Raw genomic sequence first — 17505 nt, 5'->3', positions numbered from 1 at the left:
TGATTTTCATTACTGAACACTCCCTTGCGCTTCTTCAATTTTTGCTGCATATTCAGCGATCCGGTGCATCGCTTCGTGCAGCTGTTCCATACTTGCCGCGTAGCTGATTCGAATGTAGCCTTCACCGCCCGGTCCAAATGATCCGCCAGGAATGACGGCAACCCTCGCTTTACGTGCCAAATCCCTACTGAACGCCATACTGTTTTGGATCATGTGATCCGGGATCTTGGCAAACAGATAAAATGCCCCTTCCGGCTTCACACAGCCAAAACCAATTTTTCTCATTGCTTCATAGACAAAATCGCGTCTTTTCTCATATTCGGCACGCATTCGGATGCCATCATCCATCCCGTTTTCAAAAGCTTCCAGTGCCGCATCTTGGGCAACTGTTGCCGTTGACGTAATCGTGAATTGATGGATCTTGCCAAGCTCGGTTGCAATCACTGCCGGCGCGCAGATAAAGCCAATCCGCCAGCCGGTCATCGCATGCGATTTCGATGCACCGTTGATCACAATCGCCTGATCCGGGAGGTATTCAGCCATCGACACATGCCGGTCACCGTAGGTCAGTTCACTGTAAATATCATCACAAATCACGAAAATATCATGTTTTTTCAATACATTCGCCAGTGCTTCGATCTGGTCACGTCGGTACGTGACGCCGGTCGGGTTACACGGGAAGTTGAAAATCACTGCTTTAACGGCATCGCCATGTTCTGCGAGCGTCTGCTCAAGTAATTCTGGCGAAAGCACGAAACCGTTTTTCGAGGTATCCATGAACACCGGTTCTGCCTTGGCTAGTAATGTGTCCGGAATGTAGAGTGGGAAGATCGGCGTTGGTATCAGCACCTTGTCTCCCGGATTCAAAATCGAGGTGAGCACGGTGTAAATCGCCTCAGTTGCACCTGCCGTGACAAGTATTTCATGATCCGCATTGTAGAACAAACCATATTTTTTTTCAAGAAAGTGACTGATGGCTTGGCGTAGCTCGGGAGTTCCGTTCGGCGGCGCGTAATGGCTGCGGTTATGATCAATACTGCGTTTTCCTGCCTCTTTCACATGTTCCGGTGTATTGAAATCCGGTTCGCCGATGGTCAACTTAATAATTCCCGGAATTCCCGAAGCCTCCTGATCGAATTTCAGAATGTCGGACGGCTGAATCAAACTCAATTCCTTCTTCATCTTACTGACTAATGCATGTGTCATCATGAGTTCCCCTTTTCCCCAATTTGTAAAAAAACACCCACGGTCTCAATAAACCGTGGGTGTTCCGGAATCTTTTCCATAAAATAAAAACCACACGGATTATTGATGATGATCCATGTGGTTATTTTTCCAAGATTAATCATACCACCTTGGTTTCCGCATGGATGCAAGCCTTCTGCAGAAGTGTTTGCATCCCTTGAAGCGAATGCAAACACTAACGAAAGAAACCAAAGTAGTAATAATAAACAGTATTCGATTGGAGTTTGTTAGATCTAAGATCAATCATCAGATAAAACTCCTTTGAGTTAGTGACTACATTTATAACAAATATACGATGGAGTGTCAAGATATGTTTTGTTATTTTTTAAAGTATTCAATCTTTTGCACCACTCCATTGATGAATAAACCGAATAAATCATTGCCCTTGTCTTTTACGAACACCACCCCTGAATCTATGATGCGCAAATGTTATAATCAGTGCAGTTAGGTACCCAAAGGTCAGCTTTTGAAGTTACAACGTAAAGGAGTAGAGCGTGAACGATGAACGAAACGATTAAGCAGCTGTTAAACCATCGCAGCATACGCAGTTTCACTGATCAACAAATTCCGCAGGAACAAGTAAATTTGCTGATTCGTGCTGCACAACATGCATCCACAAGCAACTTTTTCCAGCAATATTCAATTATTGATGTGACCGATCCGGCTAAAAAGCAGGCGTTAGCAAAAATAGGTAACCAACATTACATAGCAGAAGCAGCTCGTCTTTTCGTGCTCGTAGTCGATTTGCATCGTAATGCCAAAATTGCAGAGGCCAAGGGCCAGCAAACGGATATTTTGGGCTCTACCGATTTCTTCTTCAGAGCGTTTAGTGATACGGTGATTGCCGCACAGAATATTGTCGTTGCGGCAGAAAGTTTTGGTTTAGGCGCTGTCTATCTTGGCAGTATCCTCAATGATCCACAAGCGGTCATTGACCTCTTGAAGCTGCCGAAGTACACGTTCCCGGCATTCGGAATGGCGATCGGTTATCCGAATCAGTCACCACAACTAAAGCCGCGTTTGCCACAGGAAAACGTCTATTTTGAAAATGAATACCATTCTGCTGAGCATCCATTGGAAGATTTAAAAGCTTACGATCATGACGTCAATCAATATTACGATCTTCGTGATGCGAATCGTCGGGTGGACACGTTCACCAATCAGATTGCAAAGGCAGTCAGTGGAAAGCAATCGGAAAATAAGAAAAAAATGATGGATACACTAAAAGGACAAGGACTCTTTACCTATTAAATACATCCTGGTTCGTTAATACTTGCCATAAGAGGGGGCGGCACCTATATCTTTTGCACAAACACCAAAGCCACCGTATTACGCAGTTATTTTCACATCTAAGCGGACAGCAAATGATGAAGAAGACTATAATCAAACAGCCGAATGGATGGTTAAGCTCGCAAGTAAGCAGCCTGGCTTCCTAGGGGTAGAGAGCGTACGTGATGAACGCGGTCTTGGTATCACGGTTTCGTATTGGGAGACACTCGAGGCGATCCGAAGTTGGAAAGCGAACATGGAGCACCGAATGGCTCAGAAAAAAGGAAAGAGCGATTGGTACGCCTCTTTTGTTACGCGGATCAGTAAAGTTGAACGTGATTATTCCTTTGATCAGTCATGATTTGTCCTAAGTTTAAATGTCCGGATATTCTGAACGCATTTGAATAAGTAGAAATAAAATTGGCCATTTCATCATAAAAGAGGCTGTCCCAAAAGCTTCTTAATAACAGTAAGCGGAGAGAAAAGTTGAATTTTTTCTCTCCGCTTTTCTATTAATGTCAATTAAGATGGACTTTTTGCCCTCCATATAATGGGCGTCCATTCAACAGCATTTTTGGCTCGTTCCTCGCTCAGACTGGAGCAGCGCTCGTTTTGTGTCCAATTTATTCAGATTTTTGTCCGATTCTGATCCAACTTTGTCCCGTTCTGGTGCAGAATTGTACCATCCAACAGCGTTTTCGGCTCGTTCCTCGCTCAGTTTGGGGCAATGCTCATTTTGTGTCCGATTTATTCAGATTTTTGTCCGATTCTGATCCAACTTTGTCCCGTTCTGGTGCAAAATTGTCCCATTCAACTGCGTTTTTGGCTCGTTCCTCGCTCAGTTTGGGGCAATGCTCATTTTGTGTCCGATTTATCCAGATTTGTGTCCGATTCCTCTAGCTTTTTGTCCCGTTCTGGTGCAAAATTGTCCCATTCAACTGCGTTTTTGGCTCGTTCCTCGCTCAGTTTGGGGCAATGCTCAATTTGTGTCCAATTGGACGTGCGGACGTTTTCTTGGACCAATACAATTAGGCAGCTTTGGCCTGACGGTATTCTTATGGGCTCATACCTCCTAGAGAAATTTTTTTGCGGCAGGTGTTATACCACTCGATATAGGTATCCAGCTCGGTCATGAAGCCTTGAATTGAGACCCCTCGCCAAGAACGGTTGTAGAAGAATTCGGTCTTGAGATGTCCAAAGAAACTCTCAGCTGCAGCGTTATCCGGTGTACAGGCTTTCTTGGACATGGAACGCGCGAATCCATATTCCCCCATCAGATCGATCCAAATGGGCCAGCGGTAGTGCGCACCACGATCAGAATGGATGATCGGCTTCTCACCGTCGATCATGGATTCCGCAGCTGTTTTAAGCATCGTTGAGACCAGCTCGGCGTTCGGGCTTGTCCCAATCGACCAGCTAATGATCTGCCCGTCAAAGCAGTCAATGAGCGGTGAGAGGTAGACCTTACCGGCTTGAAACGCGAACTCAGTGATATCGGTAACCAGCTTCTCATTTGGCTTCTCAGCCTTGAAGTTGCGTTCCAGAAGGTTTGCGACGGCCGGTGTGATCTCGCCCGCATAAGAGCTGTACTTACGACAACGGGTCACCTTGACGACCAGACCCTCCTCGGCCATGAGACGACGGATGACCTTCTCAGAGATATGAATGCCTTCATCGAGCAGAGCCTCTCGCATTCGGCGATACCCGTAGCTGGAGTAGTTCTGAGAGAAGAGCACCTTCAAGCGTTCACGAACGTATGCATACTTGTCCCCAGCCTCAAGCACCTTGTGTTGGTAGAAGTAGCTGCTCTTTGAGAGCTCAAGTGCGAGAAGCAAGACCTTGAGCGGATATTGATCACGAAGGGCATCAATCACCTGCATCTTCTCCTTGTTGGTCAAGTGGAGTTGATCGATGCCCAGATCTTTTTTTAGGAGATCGTTGACCTGCTTAAGGATATTATTTTGAAGCTCAAGCTCTTGGGCGCGCCGTAATAGTGAATGGTGATCTAGCGTGGCCAGATCATCGGTGCCCATTGGTGTTGACAAGAACGCCTTAGTAGACTGGCGTAACAGTTTTGCGCTTTGCATGGCAGCCGTTCTCTGCTTGGATTTGCGCGGTTTGGTTGGATGCTTGACTCGATCCGGTGCATGAGTGACCAACTGCTCGGTAAAGCGAGGGTCCTTACGTACCCAAATATCCAACAGTGAGCGGGAAGGATAGCCCAAAATGCGCACAGTACGGGATGAACTATGACCGTGATCAAAATAGTAATCTACAGCTGTCTTATGTTGCTTCGCTGAGAACTTTCCTCGGCTTCTTTCGTCGAAAGCATGTGAGTCTACAGCATACTGCTTAACCCACAGTTTGAGCGCGCTTCGCGAAGGATAGCCCAATTCACGCAATACGGTTGCCCATGCTCGGTCATATTGATGGAATAGCTGAACTGCTTTGAGTTTATCTGCGTTAGAATACATGATTTATAGTTTACCCGAAGTCCAGGATTTTGTCCGCACGTCCATTTCCTCTAGCTTTTTGTCCGGTTCCAAGCCTGTTTGGTCCCATTCAACTGCGTTTTCGGCTCGTTCCTAACCATTTCCAAATATTAGCTAGCCTCTTTTACAAATTTTTTCTGCTCGATCAGTTGAAAAGGATTTGAATAAAGCAAAAGAGGCTCCTCATCAGTCATTTCTCAGACGATGAGCTGCCTCTTTTATGAAACGAACCTTATTAGATCAAGGTATTCAAATCTTGTTTTGTGCGAGGTTGACCTTTGGGGACAGCCTCTTTGTCTCTTTACTTAAATGGAACATCCAAGTGGCAGCTTTCCAGTTCGAATGAATAGTGTAAGTCTTGATTGCCACGCACCGTCATTCCAAAATCGGTTGCGTAGATAATCAATCCGAGTTGATGCCCGGCAGCTAATCTATGAAATGTCGGCTGCAGCTCAATGGCGACATCATAGAATTGATTTGGCTTCAATTCGTCTGTCTTCCAAGCATTTGCTCGGTTTTGCAAATTAATATGGCCTTTTGTGATCATCTTGAATGGCGTGGGAAACTTCGCCAAAGTGAATTCACGGAGGCGATCTTCGCGCCAGCGATAACCCAAGTCCATGCCCTGGATCGGTGATGGGGAAACATTAAATCGTTTCGCTTCACCGTAATCAACCAATTGAAAACTCAGCATCCCGAATGGCTGGTTTACAGCAACTTTGACGTGAATAGCCACATTTCCATCGATGATCTTGTCCTCATCCAAAGGGCTGGATTTGAACACCAAACGATTCTCACTTAGTTCATTCTTTTCCTCAGACTTAATCTCATGCTCCCACTGATCATTATGCGCAGCATAGCGATTAAAGACAGCGTCCGGCAAATGATCTTGAAAGGACAGCACTTTGTGACCGACCTTATCCATGACCAGCTCACCTTCAGCCAGGTTGTACGTCGTCTTCGGTTGTTCCGGATCCGACCAATCGGGATAAGCCGTCCAATTTTCCGGGGTTACGTTGTCTTGCACAATCACGTTCGGTAAGAGTTCTTTCGCACCGTTTTCAATACCATAAAGTTCATGGCTGATCCAGAGATTGATCATATCGGTGTAATCGATCGACCGAAAGGCATTGATGTAGATGTGTTGCCCTTGGTGCAAAATGATTTTTTTGGTTACAGGTACATCCCTTAAACCTTGCCATAACTTTTCAACCTGTTGTGGCTTCACATTCCAATCGTTCAACCCGTGAATCATGAGTACATCGCATTTGATGTCCTTAATCTTCTTGCGGTAGTTCCGAGCATCCCAGAACGTGTTATAATCGCCTGATTCACGAGCCATGTCTTGCGCCATCTGTTTCATCTGCTCTTCGAAGTATGCCTTGATATTTAACTCATAATCCGCAACAGCCTTCATTCGGCTCATTGTTTCAATGGCCAAGACATCAGCGTCTTCACCTGGAAAGCCATCAGGAGCAATCATCAAACCGCCTGAGCGATAATAATCGTACCATGATGATATAGCTGCTTCGGAGATAATTGTCTTTAACCCTTCAACTCCGGTTGTTGCCGCAGCAGTAGCCAATGTACCAAGGTAAGAACGCCCCGTCATCGCCACTGAACCATTGCACCACCAAGCGGTGATCGCTATATTATCCGTACGATTTGTGAATGCCCGCCGTTTGCCGTTCAGCCATTCAATCACATCGATGGTCGCTTCTGTTTGCTGCGGGTCCCCGCAAGTCTGAATGCCATCAGAATCTAAAGTACCGATACCTGCAGAGTAGACCGCTGCAAAACCGCGTGCCAGGAAATAATCGTTTAAGGTATAGGATTGCTCGCGACTAAATGTTTCAGTGGCTTGCTTGGATTCCCCTGCTACCGGACGTGGATCTGGGAGTTGCGATTCATCCTCGTGGAAAGCAATATCCGGATAACTGAGTTCATTCGGTTGCTTTTCAATGAGCGGTACATTGACATTATGTGTTGCCGCTACGCCTGCCTCATCATTAGTTCCCTGATTGTAAGGGCTCGCTGTATAGAGCGCAGGTACCTTTAAGCCTTTTTCGGTATCCATTGGGCGGATGATCTCGACCTTCAGTAAATCCCGTTTTCCGTCATGATCGGAATCCACAGATGATTCTACATAGACGACATCACGAATCAATTTTGTCGTATCAAAAACAGCTTGAGCTTTGCCGTTAAAGAACAGTGGCTTCATGCTCACCGGTAAATGATAGAACGGCGCAAAGTAGCCCTGATTGGTCAGCTGATCGAGGAATGTCTGTCCGTCCTTGGTGTGCGTTGTGAGTAACAGATACCAAGCGTCCAATAACTGGTCTTTGTTCCAAGGACCAGCTGCTTCTACCATTGGTAACTGCATCTTCTTCATCGCTGCAATCGGGTTATTAATCTCATAATCTACACCCACTAGAAAGTCTAACAGTTGCAATGCAACTAAATAGAAAACTTCCGGTGTTAATGGCTTTTTAGCATCTAAATACGTCACAAGATCAGTGCCTGGCTCAGCTAAGTAGTTTTTCAGTTTACTGTTAAAATCATTGCCGCTCTTGGCCTTCAGAAATGCCTTTCGAAGAAGTAAGCGATATGTATCAGCAACTGTCGCCTGTTGGCTAACTTGGTCATCTAAAAAGTGAATCCTTTGTAATTCATTCAGCACCGTCTGGTGGTCGACGGATAACCGAGCAAATTGATTATTTTTCATTTCTGTAGCTCCTAACGTAGTCATTGAGCTCATTATAACACGCAGTTGAAGAAGTTAATTCGGGCCGGCTCTATTCCTCTTATCGGTAGGGTCATGAATTATATTGTCACTCTGTAAAATTTATCAGTCTGTTTCGTATTTCGTCCTCATGCCGAATAATGAAATCAGGCCATAAACCAGGCTTTTATGCCAGTATGAGCCTACAGGAACTGCAGTAACTCGTTAACTGAGCCACTTTTTGGTCGCTACCAAAATGTCCAGGTGGCTATCAATTAGTTCAATCGAGCACTATCTTATGATATACTTTTCTGAAAAAATATTACTTCAATTGTGAAATTATAAGGTGATTGAACATGTATCATATGATCATCATTTCGGAAAATAGAATCACACTTAAGAGATTATGGACAATGTTAAATGATTATCCGTTGTTAATCATTCATCTCGTTCCATTTAGCACGGACGCCTATGATTCTTTTTACCGCAATCATGCCGACATCGTGATTTTGGATACATCGGTATTGTTACCGTATGAAAATATTATCGAGCAATTTAAACAATGTCGCTGGAATTATACAGTCCTACTCTTAAGCAATAATAAACAGCAGCATCCTGATGAAGACCAATGCCTCTACCTCGACAACAACTATTTTAATAAGAAAATGTTCGCTAATATTCTGAATCACATCGTTCTTCATACAGAAACAATGCGTCAAGATCGTTTAAAACTAGCAATTAACTGGCATGGTACCCATCATCTTGAAATTCATCCGGACACATACTGCTTAGCTTTTATTAAAACTTACGCAAACGACCAGTCGATCACGAAAAACAAATTACAACAATTCACTCATCAGGCGACTACGCTCTGTATGCTTACGGAAATTTTTCACACCCAAAACGAAGCTTTGTTTTATATCAGTCGTTCCAGTATCACGAAGGACTTTAGCCTAAATCTTCTTGGCCAATTAAGTTCCAAACTATTTGGCTTGGATTCTGCTTTTATATACCAAAGGAATATTAATTGGCAGCAATTTGGCGATCATTGTTTGACGCTTAAGCACTATCAGAATTACAGCGTATTTTTCAGCGGGAAAATAATTAATTTATCAGAGAGATCCGGTTTAAACATTCACAATCTATCCTTGAATCATTTAAATGAGCAATGCCATCAATTACTCAAGGCACTCCTTACTGCCGACTCCTCATTAGCCAGACATTTGCTGCAATATATTTACTTACACCTGATCAAAAACAGCTGGAGTATGAAAGCACTTGTATATGTCAGGACTTCTCTTGAATTTTGGGGGAAACTGATTCATACCCCTTTTGATTTCTCGTCGTACCGGTCTGTCGAGAGCGAGTTGGATGGCCTGTTGCAGTCGCCTTTGTTGCTGCCGCTCCACTATCAGTCGTCTTCGCTTCAGAAAACATTGACCGCAACGGTTCTATCAATCTGTAAAAACTATGCATCCGGGTGGTCGCTCGATCAAATCGCCCAAGATCTTTGTTTAAATAAAATATATTTAACTCGCGTTTTTAAACAGCAGTTCAACTATACAATATTGGAAACCATTCAAATGCTTCGGTTGCTCTACGCTAAATACTACTTGATCTTTAGCAAACGCACTGTTTCCGATATCTCAGAATTACTGGGTTTTGCGAGTGTCGGCTATTTTAGTAAGTTTTTCAAAAACAATGAAGGCTGTACTGCCATGGAATTTCGAAAAAATAACGATCTTGAAAGGGAGCTTTACTTGTGAGGGCACTCTGGCGTCATGAAAACGGCATGATGAATATCATAGAGGTACCGGAACCATCGATTGAACGCGACGACGATGTAAAAATTAAGGTGATGTACAATACGATTGGTATTCAAGATTTAAGGATGAAACGCTCTTGGGACTTTTATGCCAAAGGCGGCATTGCCGGATACGAAATGGCCGGTGTCATTACGGACTTGGGTGACCATGCACGCGCAAAGGGCTTCTACATCGGTCAAAAAGTCACGGGCACTGTTGTGAAATTTTGCGGTGATTGCCTTTATTGTCAAAAGGGGCAAGAAAATAATTGCCTGCAATTGGATGTAAACAGCGGCACTCTCTGTGATGTCATTGTCTGGGATGTCAATCAAATCCTTCCCCTCCCCTCGGCGGTAACGACATTTGAGATTGGCTGCCTTCTCGAACCCGTGGCGGTCGTTTACATGGCCGCACAAAAAATACAGATCACCGTCGACGATAATGTTTGCATTTTTGGCGGTGACTTTAACGGTTTAGTGTTGCTCCAATTAGCAAAATTACTCGGCGCTCGTACGGTTACCGTTGTAGAAGCAAAAAAACATAACCGGGACCTCGCTCAACAACTCGGGGCCGATTATGTGATTGATCCTTTCAATGAAAATCTTGAAACGGAACTCTTTAGGGTTTCTGATTTTATTGGTTTTCAAAAGGTAGCGATTACGTCCAGTCAGCCAAATCTTATTTCAACAGCGTTTAATGTAACTGCCAGAGGGGGAACGGTACTGACTACCGTTTATTTCAGTCAAGATCAGAGAATTTCTATCAATTCCGTCAAATTTTTTGCTATGAATATTACGATTACAAGTTCTTTTCTCTATACCAAACAGTTGCTCCACGAAACTCGAAATCTGCTACCAAAATTAAAGTTAAAAGGGTTGATCAGTCAAGAATATTCCTTTGAAGACTTTGCTGCTGCTTTTTCAGCCGAACAACACTCTTGTTTTCCGCGCATTGGCATCAAAATGGCCGATTAACCGTACTCACATGCTGATGGCTCAATTCCTTCGAATCGATCGAATGGCCAAATACGAAAAATCGTTGGAAGAGATACTCCGTCACACCATTGATAATGAGCGTCATCGTTGTCACCAAATAATCATTCCAATGCATGACATTGACCAGATAGTTGCCGCCAAATGTCGATACAGGCGTAAAAACGGCATAGTAAAGGAACACTTTGGTCATAGCAATTGGAATATTATTATTCGATTTAAATGTAAACCGCCGATTTAATGTAAAGTTCCAAACAATTGATAAAACAAGTGCGATCAAGTATCGTACCGAGTAATCAAGCACGGTATACTGCGTCAATAGCGTAAAAGCACCCATCTCAATGACACCGGCCGAAGAAGCAAGCGAGAAATACTTAACAGTTCTCATGAATTCCTTTTTTACTTTACTGTTCATCGATTCTTCCCCCATCTTGCAGCATAATAGCAAAAATAGTATGAACGGTGGCTAGCCAAGTGTAGAGCAAATAATATAATGCTTTATTTCCCTGATTTTGATGACAGCTAAGCGATCTAACGACTTCGCAAATCGTTATCCATTTTTCGCTGCCATTTCCGTCACCATCTCGATTGCATCCCCCATCGACTGATCCAATTTGCTAATGACTTCTTCCGCCGTCTCTTTTTTCATTAACAAATTTGGCTTAAACTGCAAAACCGATCGATCAAAGTTGGCCATCATTGACCAAACCCCATGCTTAATCAAAGAAAGCATCAATGCCCCACCGCCGAATGGATGAGCTGTTTTTAATCCCATAATGACGCCGCATTGCCTAATTTCGGTAAAGAAATCAGCATATTTTCGCTGAATCTTCGGCAATTCTTGGGCGAAGAAATTCGTCAGCATGTCGACATTAGCGACAGTTTCTTCTCGTGTAAGGATCTCCATCGCTTTTGAAGCAACGATACAGCCGAGCTCTGTCCCATTGAACGAAGATGTATGAGCAAATCCATCATCTTTCATCCAACTTGCAGCTTCTTCATTCATAATGACGGCCGACATTGGATAATACCCGCCGGACAGTCCCTTTCCGGTCACGATCATATCCGGCGTTGCACCGTATTTACAGCAGCACCACATGTCACCGCTTCGCATCAAGCCGGTTTGAATTTCATCGGCAATGTATAATGCACCATATTTATGCGTCAGTTCTTCAACATTTTTATGATAATTTTCGATCGGCATCGGAAATCCGGCAGTGGCGGGGATACTTTCGATAATGACCGCGGCCGTATCCTTTTTCTTGAGCACGGATTCCAACTGTTCAAGATTGTTGTACTCGATGTGAGTGTATAAATCCGGATCCGGTTTCATATTAAACGATTCGGCTATTGTAGGGTTGCTGGCTTGCATCGAAATTCCTGTCGACCCGTGAAAGGCGCATGATAAACTGACCACACGGCTCTTTTTGGTCGTCCGCCTAGCAAATTTAATTGCAGCATCAACGGCTTCTCCGCCTCCATTCAGAACGAAGACGTATTTCATATTGTCCGGTGATGCCGCCAGCAACCGCTCATTTAATTCATTTTTATATGGGGATGGGAAATAGTGATTTCCTGCATCGACCAACTCAGCACCTTTCACTAAGGCTTCTCTAATCTCCGGATTACGATGTCCTAAATTATAAACGCCCCCGTTAGAGTGCATATTAATAAATGTGTGGTGCCCTTCTAAATCTTTAAAGTAACTCCCTTCTCGTTCCCCCATGACCAATTCAACACCAAAGCTGCGAAAGGTATTGACTCGATCAGGATTCCAAATTTTATAGGCTTCATCATAGATTTCATGTGCGGTTTTATTCATAACAGATCCTCCCGTTCATTCATTTCTTATTGTTGAGAAACGCGATAATGTTTTGCAGGTATCGCCGTGAGATCCGGCCTAGACGCGAAATTCTTCAAATACTTTTTTGCTAAAATAGCGGTGCCTTTTGCATAAAAAGCCAGCACTTCCGGTGTAAGCACTTGCGATTCACCGCTTCCCGGAATGACGCTACCTATTCGAGAAATTAAGCTTTGCAACATGCCGATTCTTCGCATCATAATAAAGGTACCGATTTCTTGCTTATCTTCATCCGAAAGCTTACGAACCAATTCGTATCCGCCGATTAATTCTTTTATCACTTCAGACAAATCCGTCCGGTGCTCCATAAAAGTAACAACGCTGGCAATATCATACATGAACCAGCCTTTGCCGCAATCATCAAAGTCAAGGACAGTTATTTCATCTCCATTTTTTAACATATTAGCCATCCGTAAATCACTGTGAATCATTCCGTACCGATCTGGTGCTTTACCGTACGCTTCAACCCTCTTTTTGATCAAATCGACACATTGATCAATGATTGAAATGTCTTTCTGTGACAACCACTGACGCGAGCGGTAACTCACCCCATAGAAGTTGTTCCAGTTCTTACCGAAAGTGCCGTCGAAATTCCACTCCATTCGTTCAAAAAAGTCAGGATCTTTCCACTCGATGGCCCGTGTATGTAGTGTTGCGGCTATCTTGCCCACCTTGCGATAAAGTTGGCGATCTGACGCTTGAAGCGTGCTTTTTTTCGAATGGCCTAAATTCTGTTGCACCAATGCGGCCAATTTAAATACCGGTATCGTGAGTGTATCCGGAATCCAATCAATCTTACGGATTAATCCGCCTATATCATCGTTCGCATCGCTTGAATCGGCCGGCGATTGGCCTTCAATGAATTTAAAACAAACGACCAATCGCTTTTCGTTCATCTCGGGGCTTTCAATAACTTCTACATACTTTCTATTCCGTGAAAGTAACGGACAATTTAGTGAAAGGTTGGTTGTCCGTCTTAACTCGGCAATCCAACTCAACTCTGTCTTTACACTATCTAAAGTCGTGTAATCAAGGCGCTGAACGCGCATAATCATTTTTGTTTTATTTTCAACCTCTAAACGATACGTCGCATTTTCGGTAAAGTTTATTAATGTTAATTTGGACGATGGTGGATTGTCCCATCTTGCTTTTGCTTTTTCAGCCACAGTCTGTAAATAGTTTATTTTTTCTGCAAAAGATAGCCTCTCAAAACAACTTTTACTTTCCATCTGAACACTCCTTTCGCTTCTTAGCTGAACTTTTTTTTCTGACCATAAAACTCACTCTTATTCCTTTTTAAAGGTGAACATACATTTTCTATAACAGATTCAGCTCGTGTCAGTCTTTGGAAAACAGCGGAATAATCAGATTAAATTGATTATTATTGATTATAAATATAATTTCCAATAATTAAAGAGTATTTTATAAACTAATCGAGTCGAGCTTTTGTAAAATATAAACTTTTCTCTAAGAAGCTTGCTGATTTTATGTCCGTAATCCTGAATTACGCACGTACATGGTTAATCCGCATTATGATTAATTACTGTCTTGATGAACTGCATCGGCGAAAAAAGTTAGTGCCTATGGACTTGTCCCTGATGATTAAAATTAAATAACTTTTCTTAAACCGTTAATTTTTGCTCACGTGTTATTTTGGAAATCCTGAATTGACATAGGCTGACATGCTGAACACACAAAACTGTAATGACCAAGCACGAAGTTAGACGCTCATCATGGCGCGTGCTACACTGAAGCCGATGAATGAAGAGGAGGACGATCATTATGAAAATCGGATTTATCGGTAGTGGAAATATCGGGCAGGCGGTTGCAGCAAGCGCGATTCGAGCAGGATATTCCGTGGTGATGTCCAACTCGCGTGGACCGGAAACGCTTGCCGGCTTGATCCGAAAGCTTGGACCGAAAGCAAAGGCTGCAACTGCGGAACAAGCGGCACAGGAGGGTGACCTCGTCGTCGTCACTGTGCCGCTTTACGCACTGCCACAGCTGAACACGAACGGTACAAAGGGAAAAACACTCATTGATACGATGAACTATTACCCTAGCCGCGATGGACAAATTGAAGCACTCGATAACGGCTCTGCGACAACGAGCGAATTGACAGCCGCTCACTTCCCGGACGCACACGTCGTCAAAGCATTCAATTCTATTTTTGCATCGGAGATTGAAACAACAGGAAATCCAGAGGGCGATTCACATCGTCGGGCTCTTCCGATCGCCGGTGATAACCCTGAAGCCAAGCAGCAAGTCATTGAGCTACTCGATGCCATCGGTTTTGATGTAGTTGATGCCGGGCCACTTCATGAAGGATTCCGCTTTCAAAATGGAACACCTGCCTACTGCGCACATGCGGAACGCAAGCAACTCAGTGAACTCCTAAACCGGGCAAAAGCGTAAATGGCATCAGATAGAAATAGGCTGGGAAAGCATCAGTATATCCTAATGCTTTCCCAGCCTTCTTATTTCATCCTTTGAAAGGGGCTGTCCCAAAAGGGTATCCAATTTAATCTACCTACCTAATCCGGGAGCCTCCTCAGAACGTTCATAAAGCCTACGGAGTCTCCCTTGCTTGAATCATCGAATCACTTCCGCAGGAGTCTCTCCCCCTACGTACTGAGAAGGTAGCTCAGATTCTTTTGAGGTGTCCTCTCCTCGTTCTGAAATCATTTCCTATTCAATCAAGATTAGGTGCGTATGGGAAAAGTCTGCCGGATTCACCGCATCATTTCATACACTTTCAAGTTTTGGTAAACAGTTTTTAACAGCGGCGTTTCTACATGGAATTCTTTTGCCAAATCCAATAGATAGCCTTGCAAGTGTGCAGCTTCGATTAAAGAACCTTTCTCCATATCACGCTGCATTGACGATTTCATATCATACCCGAGTTGGTCGATCAACTTCATATGCATCGCAACAATTTGATCATCAATCGGCGCTTTATATGCGGTCATGATCTGTACAACTTCTTCAAACAGCTGCCGAATAAAGTCCCGCCCGCCGTTACTTTCGCGAATCGGTCCGATCGGCGCACGCATAAGTGTCGTTACACCTGACATAACCGTTATAAATAAGTACTTATGCCACATATCCTGTATGATATGATCACTTTGGACAAACTCTGCTTTGGTGCCGCTCAATGCATTGTTAATGCGCCGAATCCGATCCGTATCCGGATGATCCGGTTCGCCGAATACAAGCCGATCTAATGCACTCGTATGAACGACTTCTCCTGCCTCATTTAATGTTGTTTCAATGAAGCATAATCCGCCAATGACCTGATCATCGCCAAACGCTTCTTTAAGCCGCGGCAGATGTGCAACCCCATTCAACAGTGGCAAAATGACAGTTTGTTCGCTGACAAATGGCTTCAAATCGGTTATGGCTTCTTCCAAATGATAAGCTTTTGTTGAAAAGAGCACTAAATCAAACGGGTCTGCTGTATCTGATTTAGTGATTAATTTGGGGTTAATGGCAAGATCCCCTTTTATACTTTTGATCACAAGCCCATTATTCTCTAGTAGCTGTTTCCGCCTCTTGCGAACAAGAAAAGTCACATCTTCTCCCTTTTCAGCTAAACGTCCGCCAAAATATCCACCTACACCGCCGGCTCCCAATACTAATAGACGCATCGTAACCTCTCCTTGGCATTCCCTGATTAACCGCATTGCGGCCTACTTACTCGTTTAACGATAATTGTCGTGAATGGGTTGAAACAAATTCTCATCGGAATTCCGAACGAGCGAGAAATGATCGTCATTGTCATAGCCGTTCAATACCCGATTGTGATGCTGGATGATCTGTGCTGCAGATAACGTTGGCGTATCCGCAGTCGAGTGTGCATCACCAACCAGCGTCACATCAAAGCCATTGACGGTCGCCATACGGACCGCTGTATCAATGCAATACTCTGTCATACATCCAGCGATAACCAGATGCTCAATGGTTCGTTCCTTAAGATACGCTAATAATGGCGTATGATAAAAAGAGCTGGTTGCGCTTTTATTAAAAGCCGGAGCTCCTTCCGGCCGATGAATCGCCGGGTGGACATCAAATCCGCTTCCTTCGCCGCCGCAAACGCTCGTATCACGAATAAAAACAATTTGACTGTCTGCTTGCTCAGCTTTTTCAATCACTGTGTTAATCTTTTCAAACAGTACTTCCTTATTGTAAACACCGGGTTCTTGAGCATCTCCATCAATGAGTGCTTGCTGGGCATCAATAACAAGCAAAGCCTGATTCATGAGCAACTCTCCTTTACTATTTGTCATAACGCCATCCTAGTCTATTATTATATCAGCAATTGAGCCCCTGCTACACACTCATTCTCCGCTTAAACCGATGCATAACATTAGCATTCAATTTTAATGTAAATCTTCCCCCGTCCGGCAGATTTGGCACGCCGCTCACGGTATAAACGATTGAGCAGACGGCTGATCGTCTCCGGTGTAACGCCAATATACCCCGCCATATCCTGTTCAGCCATTAGATCCGGGATAAGTACCCAGCCATCCGATGCTGGAACACCCGATTTTTGAGCAAGGTGCTTGAGCAGCGAAACGAGCTGAACAAGTGCCGGTTCAAGTACTGAATTGGAGTACCGGTTGATCAGTTCCTGACTTTTCATGGCCAGAAAACGTGTGAGCTGCTGCTGGATCAACGGATAATGGTGCATGAGTTCATGCATGCGTTCTTGTTTTATCGCAAAAAGAGTACTGGCTGCTAGTGCTTCTGCACTCGCCGGATAAACCGCTGCCTGGTCCGCGAGCCCCGTATGCGGGAACAGATCGCCTTGTGAAAAAAGACTGACAATCCACTTTTTTCCTAATTTATTTTGATGAAAGACATGAACAAGACCGCTCACCACAAAGAAATAATGGGTCAGCACGTCGTCCTGCAAAAAGATGATTTCTTTTTCATGAAACGTTTCGAACGTCCCGTTTCTTCTGATCTGGTCCAGTGCTTCCTGTGAAAGCCCCTGGAACCATCCAATTGCTTCCAATTCGGGCAAACGTACCGCTCCTTCCCCCGAAAAAATCCCTGCTTTTTACGGCAACTTGATCTGGATCATATTCGTTTTCTTCGCTTTTCTATAGTATAAATG

The 17505-nt window shown here is 44.0% G+C and carries 14 protein-coding genes; 5 read left to right on the top strand and 9 right to left on the bottom strand.

Annotation, left to right across the window (positions count from 1 at the left end; all coding sequences use genetic code 11):
- Nucleotides 1–9: 9 nt before the first annotated feature.
- A complete protein-coding gene (locus NIE32_RS06545; protein WP_253054089.1) occupies nt 10–1209 on the bottom strand; it encodes a pyridoxal phosphate-dependent aminotransferase in 1200 nt (399 codons plus the stop codon).
- A 537-nt stretch (nt 1210–1746) separates the two neighbouring features.
- Between NIE32_RS06545 and nfsA the strand changes: the two genes are divergently transcribed.
- On the top strand, nt 1747–2496 hold the full coding sequence (gene nfsA, locus NIE32_RS06540) for an oxygen-insensitive NADPH nitroreductase (protein ID WP_253054087.1): 750 nt from the start codon (nt 1747–1749) through the stop codon (nt 2494–2496).
- A gap of 46 nt (nt 2497–2542) precedes the next feature.
- Nucleotides 2543–2875, top strand: coding sequence for an antibiotic biosynthesis monooxygenase family protein (locus tag NIE32_RS06535; RefSeq protein ID WP_253054263.1), 333 nt, complete (start codon nt 2543–2545; stop codon nt 2873–2875).
- A 694-nt stretch (nt 2876–3569) separates the two neighbouring features.
- Here the strand turns inward: NIE32_RS06535 and NIE32_RS06530 are convergent.
- Complete coding sequence (locus tag NIE32_RS06530; RefSeq protein WP_253054085.1) at nt 3570–4988, bottom strand: IS3 family transposase; 1419 nt, start codon at nt 4986–4988, stop codon at nt 3570–3572.
- Between the two features lie 319 nt (nt 4989–5307).
- On the bottom strand, nt 5308–7731 hold the full coding sequence (locus NIE32_RS06525; protein ID WP_253054083.1) for a Xaa-Pro dipeptidyl-peptidase: 2424 nt from the start codon (nt 7729–7731) through the stop codon (nt 5308–5310).
- 410 nt (nt 7732–8141) lie between these two features.
- On the opposite strand from NIE32_RS06525, the gene NIE32_RS06520 reads away from it, so the two are divergent.
- Both NIE32_RS06520 and NIE32_RS06515 read left to right on the top strand, forming a co-directional pair.
- The gene (locus tag NIE32_RS06520; protein WP_253054081.1) at nt 8142–9494 is read left to right on the top strand and encodes a helix-turn-helix transcriptional regulator; all 1353 of its coding nucleotides are present in this window, start codon (nt 8142–8144) and stop codon (nt 9492–9494) included.
- Complete coding sequence (locus NIE32_RS06515; protein WP_253054079.1) at nt 9491–10507, top strand: zinc-binding dehydrogenase; 1017 nt, start codon at nt 9491–9493, stop codon at nt 10505–10507. The genes NIE32_RS06520 and NIE32_RS06515 overlap by 4 nt, the downstream gene beginning before the upstream one ends.
- On the opposite strand, the gene NIE32_RS06510 is transcribed toward NIE32_RS06515, so the two are convergent.
- From NIE32_RS06510 to NIE32_RS06500, 3 genes are all read right to left on the bottom strand, one after another.
- Nucleotides 10491–10940 carry a GtrA family protein gene (locus NIE32_RS06510; RefSeq protein WP_253054077.1) on the bottom strand — a complete coding sequence of 150 codons (450 nt, stop codon included), beginning with the start codon at nt 10938–10940 and terminating at the stop codon, nt 10491–10493. The genes NIE32_RS06515 and NIE32_RS06510 overlap by 17 nt on opposite strands.
- A 135-nt stretch (nt 10941–11075) precedes the next feature.
- Nucleotides 11076–12347: a class-III pyridoxal-phosphate-dependent aminotransferase gene (locus tag NIE32_RS06505; protein ID WP_253054075.1), complete on the bottom strand. Its 1272-nt coding sequence runs from the start codon at nt 12345–12347 to the stop codon at nt 11076–11078.
- Between the two features lie 26 nt (nt 12348–12373).
- Nucleotides 12374–13615 (bottom strand): phosphotransferase enzyme family protein, encoded by a 1242-nt coding sequence (locus NIE32_RS06500; protein ID WP_253054073.1) that lies wholly within the window; start codon nt 13613–13615, stop codon nt 12374–12376.
- Nucleotides 13616–14168: 553 nt separating this feature from the next.
- Between NIE32_RS06500 and NIE32_RS06495 the strand changes: the two genes are divergently transcribed.
- Nucleotides 14169–14801 carry an NADPH-dependent F420 reductase gene (locus NIE32_RS06495; RefSeq protein ID WP_253054071.1) on the top strand — a complete coding sequence of 211 codons (633 nt, stop codon included), beginning with the start codon at nt 14169–14171 and terminating at the stop codon, nt 14799–14801.
- Nucleotides 14802–15118: 317 nt separating this feature from the next.
- Here NIE32_RS06495 and panE read toward each other — a convergent pair whose 3' ends face one another.
- The 3 genes from panE to NIE32_RS06480 all read right to left on the bottom strand — a co-directional run bounded on the left by panE (nt 15119) and on the right by NIE32_RS06480 (nt 17412).
- Nucleotides 15119–16033, bottom strand: coding sequence for a 2-dehydropantoate 2-reductase (panE, locus tag NIE32_RS06490; RefSeq protein WP_253054069.1), 915 nt, complete (start codon nt 16031–16033; stop codon nt 15119–15121).
- 54 nt (nt 16034–16087) lie between these two features.
- Nucleotides 16088–16645 carry a cysteine hydrolase family protein gene (locus NIE32_RS06485; RefSeq protein WP_253054067.1) on the bottom strand — a complete coding sequence of 186 codons (558 nt, stop codon included), beginning with the start codon at nt 16643–16645 and terminating at the stop codon, nt 16088–16090.
- A 107-nt stretch (nt 16646–16752) separates the two neighbouring features.
- Entirely contained in the window at nt 16753–17412 is a 660-nt protein-coding gene (locus tag NIE32_RS06480; protein WP_253054065.1) for a Crp/Fnr family transcriptional regulator, read from the bottom strand.
- Between the last annotated feature and the right edge of the window lie 93 nt (nt 17413–17505).

Source organism: Sporolactobacillus kofuensis (assembly GCF_024125425.1).
Taxonomy (GTDB): Bacteria; Bacillota; Bacilli; order Bacillales; family Sporolactobacillaceae; genus Sporolactobacillus; species Sporolactobacillus kofuensis.
This window is presented reverse-complemented; position numbering and strand designations above follow the sequence as displayed.

Excerpts from the sequence above, each read along its gene's own strand:
- NIE32_RS06545 (WP_253054089.1), bottom strand. The coding sequence starts at position 1,209 with ATGATGACACATGCATTAGTCAGTAAGATGAAGAAGGAATTGAGTTTG.
- nfsA (WP_253054087.1), top strand. The coding sequence starts at position 1,747 with ATGAACGAAACGATTAAGCAGCTGTTAAACCATCGCAGCATACGCAGT.
- NIE32_RS06530 (WP_253054085.1), bottom strand. The coding sequence starts at position 4,988 with ATGTATTCTAACGCAGATAAACTCAAAGCAGTTCAGCTATTCCATCAA.
- NIE32_RS06525 (WP_253054083.1), bottom strand. The coding sequence starts at position 7,731 with ATGAAAAATAATCAATTTGCTCGGTTATCCGTCGACCACCAGACGGTG.
- NIE32_RS06520 (WP_253054081.1), top strand. The coding sequence starts at position 8,142 with ATGTTAAATGATTATCCGTTGTTAATCATTCATCTCGTTCCATTTAGC.
- NIE32_RS06510 (WP_253054077.1), bottom strand. The coding sequence starts at position 10,940 with ATGAACAGTAAAGTAAAAAAGGAATTCATGAGAACTGTTAAGTATTTC.
- NIE32_RS06505 (WP_253054075.1), bottom strand. The coding sequence starts at position 12,347 with ATGAATAAAACCGCACATGAAATCTATGATGAAGCCTATAAAATTTGG.
- NIE32_RS06500 (WP_253054073.1), bottom strand. The coding sequence starts at position 13,615 with ATGGAAAGTAAAAGTTGTTTTGAGAGGCTATCTTTTGCAGAAAAAATA.
- NIE32_RS06495 (WP_253054071.1), top strand. The coding sequence starts at position 14,169 with ATGAAAATCGGATTTATCGGTAGTGGAAATATCGGGCAGGCGGTTGCA.
- panE (WP_253054069.1), bottom strand. The coding sequence starts at position 16,033 with ATGCGTCTATTAGTATTGGGAGCCGGCGGTGTAGGTGGATATTTTGGC.
- NIE32_RS06485 (WP_253054067.1), bottom strand. The coding sequence starts at position 16,645 with ATGAATCAGGCTTTGCTTGTTATTGATGCCCAGCAAGCACTCATTGAT.